The sequence below is a fragment of the Treponema sp. R6D11 genome (assembly GCF_054786075.1).
This window is the reverse complement of record NZ_BDHD01000083.1, coordinates 1-7,929: the sequence shown is the minus strand read 5'-3', so window position 1 is coordinate 7,929 and position 7,929 is coordinate 1. Positions and strand designations below refer to the sequence as shown.

Genomic DNA, 7,929 nt, shown 5'->3' with positions numbered 1-7,929 from the left:
CGGCTACATTGTCGATGAAGGGGAAAAAGTCCCCATTCCTGGCAAACTCTACTACAGAGGCATTGATGTAGAAGACATAACAACCGAAGCGCTAGAAAACGACCGTTTTTGTTTTGAAGAAACGATATATCTTCTTCTCTTTGGAAAACTTCCAAACCAAAAACAACTTGAAAACTTTAACAAGTTGTTGGGAGAAAACCGCGTCCTCCCAAAAAACTTTGTAGAAGATGTAATTATGAAAGTTCCGTCGCGCAACATAATGAATAAATTGGCATCTTCCATACTTGCCCTATACGCTTATGATGAAGAACCGGAAAATCAATCGCCTGAAAATGTTCTGCGCCAATGCGTAGAACTTATCGCGCGTCTTCCTACAATTACCGCGTATTCTTATATGTCAAAAAAACACCACTTTGAACAAGAAAGTTTAATTATTCACCCGTCCGATCCGTTATTATCAAGCGCGGAAACATTTCTTTCGCTTATAAGGCAGGACATGAAATACACCAAATACGAAGCACAGTTATTGGATCTTGCCCTTGTTCTTCACGCTGAACACGGCGGCGGTAATAACTCTACGTTTACAGTTCATGTTGTTTCGTCTTCCGAGACAGACACCTACTCCGCAATTGCCGCCAGCATCGGTTCGCTAAAGGGGTTTAAACACGGCGGGGCAAACGCAAAAGTTATCGGCATGATGGACGACATTATGAAGAATGTTAAAAATTGGGAAAGCGAAAAGGAAGTATCAGACTACCTTGAAAAAATTCTTAAAGGACAGGCTTACGACGGATCAAAACTGATATACGGACAGGGACACGCCGTTTACACCATAACAGACCCACGCGCAAGCCTGTTACGCGATAAGGCAAAAGCGTTGGCAGAAGAAAAAGGAATGTTAGAAGAATTTAACCTTCATTGCCTGATAGAAAAACTTACTCCGATTGTCTTTAAAAAGGTAAAAGGCTCAGACAAGGACATCTGCACCAACGTAGATTTTTATTCCGGTTTTGTTTACAAAATGCTCGGTATCCCGCAAGATTTAAACACCCCGATTTTCGCCATAAGCAGAATAGCCGGATGGTGCGCCCACCGATTAGAAGAAATTATCGCTGGCGGCAGGATAATCCGCCCCGCCTACAAATGCGTCCAACCCCGCCTAAAGTACACCGACGTAGACGAGCGTTGATGAAGAAAATCGCTCTAAAATAAATCTTTACACAAATGTATTTGCGATTTTCTTCAAGTAACTTTAAAAAACCTTTTAGGTTTTTTAAAGTTACATCATTCGTCCGCTTCTTGTACCTTGAACGATTCGCGAGCTTTGATAACTTCGTCGGCTATGCGTCCTGAGATTGGGGCGTAGTGGCTGAAATCCACATTGAAAGAGCCGGTTCCCGAAGTTATTGAGCGCAAGTCTATAGAATAACGTAAAAGTTCCGACATTGGGACTTCCGCTTTTACTTCCGCGATACCGCCTGCGGAATCCTGCCCGTGAATCTTGCCGCGTTTTCCTGAAAGGTCGCTCATTACATCGCCTAAATATTTTTCTTCGATAAAGACTGTCAAATTCATAATTGGTTCAAGCAGAGTGGGGTTTGCCTGTTTCATCGCCTCGCGGAAAGCGTTACGCGCCGCAAGTTTAAACGACAATTCATTGGAGTCTACAGGGTGATGTTTTCCGTCTGTAAGTTTTACTTCCACATCAACTACAGGATAGCTCGCCAAAGTGCCGTGCGCCATTCCTTCAACAATGCCCTTCTCTACTCCTGGGATAAAGTTTTTTGGAATAGCACCACCAAAAATGGCGTTAACAAATTGATACTTTTCGCCGCGAGCAAGAGGAGCAATTTCCAATACAACCTTTCCGTATTGCCCATGACCGCCTGTCTGTTTTTTGTGGGTATATTCTGCGCCCGCTTTTTTTGTAATTGTTTCGCGGTAGGCTATTTTTGGAACACGAGTTTCCACGTCGATCTTTTGGTTGTGTTTAATTTTTTCCAGAATAATATTTATCTGTAATTCGCCCATTCCTGAAATTACCGATTCTTTTGTTTCTCCATTGTAGTGGTAGCGGAAAGTCTTGTCTTCTTCCGCCGCGCGGACAAGGAATTCGCCAAGTTTGTCCTCGTCTTTTTTAGCAAGCGCGTTTACCGCGACAGAATGAACAGGCTCAGGCAGTTTTAGGTGGACAAAGTTTTTAGTATCAGCCGCCGCCAAAGTATCGTTGGTTTTTAAAGTCGCGGCTTTTGTAATAATGCCTATATCGCCAGCCGACAATTCTCTTACTTCTTCAAGTTTTTTCCCCTGACAAGTATAAAGCTTCCCGATACGCTCTTTTTTATTTTCAGTAACATTTAGCATTTCAGTATCCGCAACAAGTTTTCCTGTAATAATTTTTATCCATGAAAGTTTACCGGAGAATTGATCGTAATTTGTTCGAATAACAAGCGCCGACATCGGTTTATCAGGATCGATGGCGACGGGCGATTCCTTGCCTTCCGCGTCAAGAACCGCGTCTTTTGCCGTGCGCGGATTAGGAGAGACATCAACAAAAAAGCCGATTAAAGGAAGAACGCCGGAATTTTTAAGAGGAGCGCCGGCAAAGGCGGGAACATATTTATTTTCCGCAAGCGCTTCTATAAGACCCTTTTTCATTTCTTCGGCGGAAAGAGACCCGTTTTCGATATATTTTTCCATTAAGCCATCATCGCCTTCAGCAGCCGCTTCTATCAGTTTTTCACGCGCCGCCGCAACAGCGTCTTTAAATTCGGCAGGAATAGCCTCTTCTTTTTCCAAAGCTTCGCCCTGCATGATGTACGCTTTCTCATGCAGAACATCAATAACTCCCTTATAACTGCCGCCGCTTCCCATGGGCAGTGTAATCGCCACAGGCTCAACTTTAAATTTTTCTTTTATGTCGCTCAACGTCCTGTTAAAGTCGGCTTGATCGTTATCCATTTTTGTAACAAAAACGCCTCTTGGCTTTCCCCTTTGATCAAGGTTTCTCCACAATTTAATAGTCTCAATCTGAACGCCTGATTTTCCGTCTACTGTCAACAGCGCAAATTCCGCCGCGCGAAAACTTAAAATAACAGCCCCTGTAAAGTCGGACGAGCCGGGCGTATCCAAAAGGTTAATTTTAGTCCCGTCTTTTTCGATGTGACCCAATGCCGCATATATCGATATTTTTCTTTCGATTTCTTCCTGGCTATAATCGCTGGTAGTTTTACCGGATTCCAACGTTTCCGCCTTGGCAATAACCCCGCCCGCAAACAGCAAATGCTCAAAAAGCGTGGTTTTTCCAGTCTGACCATGACCCGCAATAGCGATATTTCTGATTTTATCTGTTGAATGGCTCACAAAAGACTCCTTTTATTGATATTTCTTTCTATATTATTTTGCCCCGACATGGCGGTATTGTCAAGAAAAACAAACAGAAAAACGCTAGAAAAGGAGCGTTCTACGGCATATAATGAGCCATGAAGTCAATAACTAAAGAATTGTGGTTCAACACCAAAAAACCGAGGGAATTTATCAATATTACAGGCGAAGTTGAAGCCCTTTTAAGCGAATCGGGCATACAGGAAGGTTTATGCCTTGTAAACGCCATGCACATCACCACCAGTGTTTTTATCAATGACGATGAGTCCGGCTTACATCACGACTTTGATGTCTGGCTTGAAAAACTCGCCCCCCACGAGCCTGTCTCCGGCTACCGCCACAATACAGGCGAAGTAAACGCCGATGCCCACATGAAGCGCCAAATAATGGGGCGCGAGGTAGTAGTAGCCGTAACCGGCGGCAAATTGCACTTTGGTCCCTGGGAGCAGATCTTCTACGGCGAGTTTGACGGGCAACGCAGAAAGCGGGTGCTTGTGAAGATAATCGGGGATTGATATAGTGAGATAGAGCCGGCGTGGCGGAATGGCAGACGCAGTAGACTCAAAATCTACCGTACGCAAGTATGTATGAGTTCAAGTCTCATCGCCGGTATAAATGGAAAGATATATTAATTGCATCGCGCATAGGACAAGCGAAGGGAACCTGCTTATTGGCGAAAAATATACCGCATTATTTGACTGCGGTATGTCTCATTGCGCGGATGCTACAATAAAAAATGTTAAAAACGCTCTGAAAGGCAGACCTCTGGATTATCTGTTTATTACGCATACCCATTACGACCATATCGGCTCGCTACCTTACTTTAGGAAAGAATGGTCATCGCTTAAACTTGTAACATCGCAAGCCGGTGCGGCTGTTTTGTTAAAAGACACTCCGCGCAGAGTTATTAGGGAACTTTCAATTGTGGCGGCTAATGAATATAACGCAAAAATTGATACTTCATACAGTGACGATGATTTTCACGCGGACGTTATTGTTAAAGACGGCGATATTATTTCGCTTGGCGATCTTTCGGTTAAAATACTGGAAACGCCCGGACACACAAGGGACGCTCTTAGTTTTTTTATTCCAGAGCTTGAATTATTGATAACAAGCGAGTCAACCGGAATTTTACTGCCCGATGATAATGTGTATCCCCTTTACCTGACAAGTTATACTGACACGGTTAATTCTATAGAAAAATGCCGCAAAGTACCTTATAAATATTTGTCCCTGCCGCATAAAGGAATTGCCGATGAAAAAGACGCAAATGTTTTTTTTGATAAATCATTGGAAATAGCCACAACCTGCAAAAATTTTATTTTGGATATGTATGAGAAAAAAATTGATCCGGAAACAATGGTCGATATGTTTCAAAAAAAATACGGAAGCGAAGCTCTTTTAAGCTACCAACCGCTGGACGCATTTATCGCAAACGCCCGAGCCACAATCGCCTGCACCCTGCGAGAATTTACGCCATGCGACAACAATGCCGCGTAGAAGTAAGACTTCTTTGCGGAAAAAGCGGATAAAAGTAATATGAATAATTGTTTTCGTTTAGAAAGCGACGGAATTAGATTGGAAATAAAAGCCGTCCCTGGCGCGTCAAAAACTGAATTAGCCGGAATTAAAGACGGACGCCTGCGCATACGCCTTGCCGCCGATCCCGAAGATGGCAAGGCAAACGCCGAGTTGCTAAACTTTTTATCAAAAACGCTTGATTGCCTCAAGCGGGATTTGCGGTTTCTTAGCGGTGAAAAATCTCGGTTAAAAGCGATTGCGTTGCCACTTGAGTGCAAGGCGAAGTTGGAAGGGATTATTGAAAAGTTTTAGGATCAGAATAACCCGGTTTTACCAGCAGATTATCCTTATCTTTGATAAATTCTTTATAAACGCCTTCCCATTCATCAAATGAATATTCTTCAAAAGAAACCGAAATATACTTTTTAGGTTTCCCCAAAGTCTTATTGACAATATCGCCAATTTGCTCCGCCGCTTTTTGCAGTTCCTCTTTTGACGGACCTGAGATTGTTTTAATTATTACATGGGGCATAGGGTGTCTCTCCTTTTAGGGTTATTATAGCTTAATAGGTGTGTTTTTGTACAATAGGGTATAAATCTTGTCATAACATACCCCCTGAAAGAAATTAAAATATGATATATATGGCTTAACTTATCGTTTAGCGGAACATCACTGGTATTTTTACATTAAACTGTCATATTTCCTTTGGAAAAATTAATGACGAACAAAAGATACTATACATAAAAAACAAAGGCTCTCAATTATGGGGCCGGCGCCAATTGCCTCCTCGCCATAAAAAAGAACCTTCTACTAAAAATATACTTACAAAAGACGATATTGTCAAGCGATTTAATAAAAATATTTTAAACAAGGAGGAAAACATATCAGAAGAAAAAGTATATAAGGATTTTTGGATAAAAGCCGACAGAGTTTCTTGGTACAGAGAAATATTAAACCATACTTTTAAGAGACCTAATCATGACGCCAATATTGGATTTGACCTTTCTCGCATGGGGATTAATAAAAATGACGACCCGTTACTTATCACCATTCATGACGGGTTTAAAAGAATAGCCAGAGACGATTTATTAACTATTCGCTTTGAAGGCAACGTTAACGCCACAAAAAAAATGATAACTCGTGCCATTGGTTGCAGACCGACCAATTTTTCGAGTAAACTATATTTGGACAGGCGGTTTCCCATGGCTTGGGCTGTTGCAGACCGACCAATTTTTCGAGTAAACTATATTTTATAAACCTTTAAGACCATGTTTGTTTCCGTTGCAGACCGACCAATTTTTCGAGTAAACTATATTATTTTTTTCTGATTCTTATCATTTTCTCTGTTGCAGACCGACCAATTTTTCGAGTAAACTATATTAGTCAAAAATAGCATTAACCTCAGCACTGTGTTGCAGACCGACCAATTTTTCGAGTAAACTATATTGGAATTCACGAACTGGGACGGATCGATAGGTTGCAGACCGACCAATTTTTCGAGTAAACTATATTCCGGCGGTAAGTTCTGTACGGCTCTGATTGTTGCAGACCGACCAATTTTTCGAGTAAACTATATTTGCCTTTCCGTCCCTTCGTCCGCCAGTTCAGTTGCAGACCGACCAATTTTTCGAGTAAACTATATTACAACCGGCGTACCCCTTCGGGAAGCGTCGTTGCAGACCGACCAATTTTTCGAGTAAACTATATTTTACAAGAAGTTCGTTGGCGTTAATCACTTGTTGCAGACCGACCAATTTTTCGAGTAAACTATATTACAAGGGGACGAGTTTTAATCTTCCTTCCGGTTGCAGACCGACCAATTTTTCGAGTAAACTATATTAGTTTAAAACACATGATGAAAAGTACATCTGTTGCAGACCGACCAATTTTTCGAGTAAACTATATTGAATGGCTAGCGGAGACGTTGTAAAAGAGGGTTGCAGACCGACCAATTTTTCGAGTAAACTATATTGCTTCGGGTATCAGCAGTTTGCCGTCCGTGTTGCAGACCGACCAATTTTTCGAGTAAACTATATTGGCGTTGTTTACATTAAACTCAACTTCTTTGTTGCAGACCGACCAATTTTTCGAGTAAACTATATTTTCCTAAATATAACATCCGTACTACCGCTAGTTGCAGACCGACCAATTTTTCGAGTAAACTATATTACGGCTCTGAAAGTTTTGCGGACTGTTGTGTTGCAGACCGACCAATTTTTCGAGTAAACTATATTGGATTAACTGGGCTTGGTTCAGGTCGCTTAGTTGCAGACCGACCAATTTTTCGAGTAAACTATATTGTTGTTTCTGTTTTGTCTGGTCAATTCCCGTTGCAGACCGACCAATTTTTCGAGTAAACTATATTACAAGCGGTTCAGATAATGTAATGGTTTTGTTGCAGACCGACCAATTTTTCGAGTAAACTATATTCGAATCAACCCGTTGTATGGATTACTGCTCGTTGCAGACCGACCAATTTTTCGAGTAAACTATATTTTAATGTAGACAATAACCCCACTCCAACGGTTGCAGACCGACCAATTTTTCGAGTAAACTATATTAATACTTGACAAGTTATATTTTGTAAGTTAGTTGCAGACCGACCAATTTTTCGAGTAAACTATATTAAAATGATAATTTGGACGGAACATCTGCCGGTTGCAGACCGACCAATTTTTCGAGTAAACTATATTGAATCAACGTCATGCGATCCGGCGGCGTTGGTTGCAGACCGACCAATTTTTCGAGTAAACTATATTACCGGGTTTTCCGTGTCCAGCATACCCGCCGTTGCAGACCGACCAATTTTTCGAGTAAACTATATTAGAAACAAGGCCGGGCGTTTTGCTTTCGGGGTTGCAGACCGACCAATTTTTCGAGTAAACTATATTCTCGCGTTGTTGTTGTTGCTATTGCCATTGGTTGCAGACCGACCAATTTTTCGAGTAAACTATATTCGGAGCGATAAACAATCCCTTGCCGTCAAGTTGCAGACCGACCAATTTTTCGAGTAAACTATATTA

6 protein-coding genes, 1 tRNA gene and 1 CRISPR repeat array are annotated in these 7,929 nt (G+C 41.7%); of the genes, 5 read left to right on the top strand and 2 right to left on the bottom strand.

The genetic code is table 11. From position 1 onward, the window contains the following. A partial coding sequence (locus ACYVTD_RS08175) for a citrate synthase (protein ID WP_461247284.1) occupies nucleotides 1–1,189 on the top strand: 1,189 nt, incomplete at its 5' end. 95 nt (nucleotides 1,190–1,284) lie between these two features. Here the strand turns inward: ACYVTD_RS08175 and fusA are convergent. Continuing rightward, entirely contained in the window at nucleotides 1,285–3,363 is a 2,079-nt protein-coding gene (gene fusA / locus ACYVTD_RS08170; protein ID WP_461247283.1) for an elongation factor G, read from the bottom strand. Nucleotides 3,364–3,482: 119 nt separating this feature from the next. Between fusA and ACYVTD_RS08165 the strand changes: the two genes are divergently transcribed. From ACYVTD_RS08165 to ACYVTD_RS08150, 4 genes are all read left to right on the top strand, one after another. Then, nucleotides 3,483–3,899, top strand: a complete 417-nt coding sequence (locus ACYVTD_RS08165; protein WP_461247282.1) for a secondary thiamine-phosphate synthase enzyme YjbQ — start codon at nucleotides 3,483–3,485, stop codon at nucleotides 3,897–3,899. A gap of 14 nt (nucleotides 3,900–3,913) precedes the next feature. Beyond that, a tRNA-Leu gene (locus ACYVTD_RS08160) sits at nucleotides 3,914–3,996 on the top strand. A gap of 3 nt (nucleotides 3,997–3,999) precedes the next feature. Next, on the top strand, nucleotides 4,000–4,884 hold the full coding sequence (locus ACYVTD_RS08155) for an MBL fold metallo-hydrolase (protein ID WP_461247281.1): 885 nt from the start codon (nucleotides 4,000–4,002) through the stop codon (nucleotides 4,882–4,884). Between the two features lie 39 nt (nucleotides 4,885–4,923). Continuing rightward, nucleotides 4,924–5,217 (top strand): DUF167 domain-containing protein, encoded by a 294-nt coding sequence (locus ACYVTD_RS08150; RefSeq protein ID WP_461247280.1) that lies wholly within the window; start codon nucleotides 4,924–4,926, stop codon nucleotides 5,215–5,217. Here the strand turns inward: ACYVTD_RS08150 and ACYVTD_RS08145 are convergent. Further along, a complete protein-coding gene (locus ACYVTD_RS08145) occupies nucleotides 5,201–5,437 on the bottom strand; it encodes a tautomerase family protein (RefSeq protein WP_461247279.1) in 237 nt (78 codons plus the stop codon). The two genes, ACYVTD_RS08150 and ACYVTD_RS08145, sit on opposite strands and share 17 nt — an antisense overlap. 618 nt (nucleotides 5,438–6,055) lie before the next feature. Further along, a CRISPR array of direct repeats spans nucleotides 6,056–7,928; the repeat unit is 36 nt; unit sequence GTTGCAGACCGACCAATTTTTCGAGTAAACTATATT. Nucleotide 7,929 lies beyond the last annotated feature (1 nt).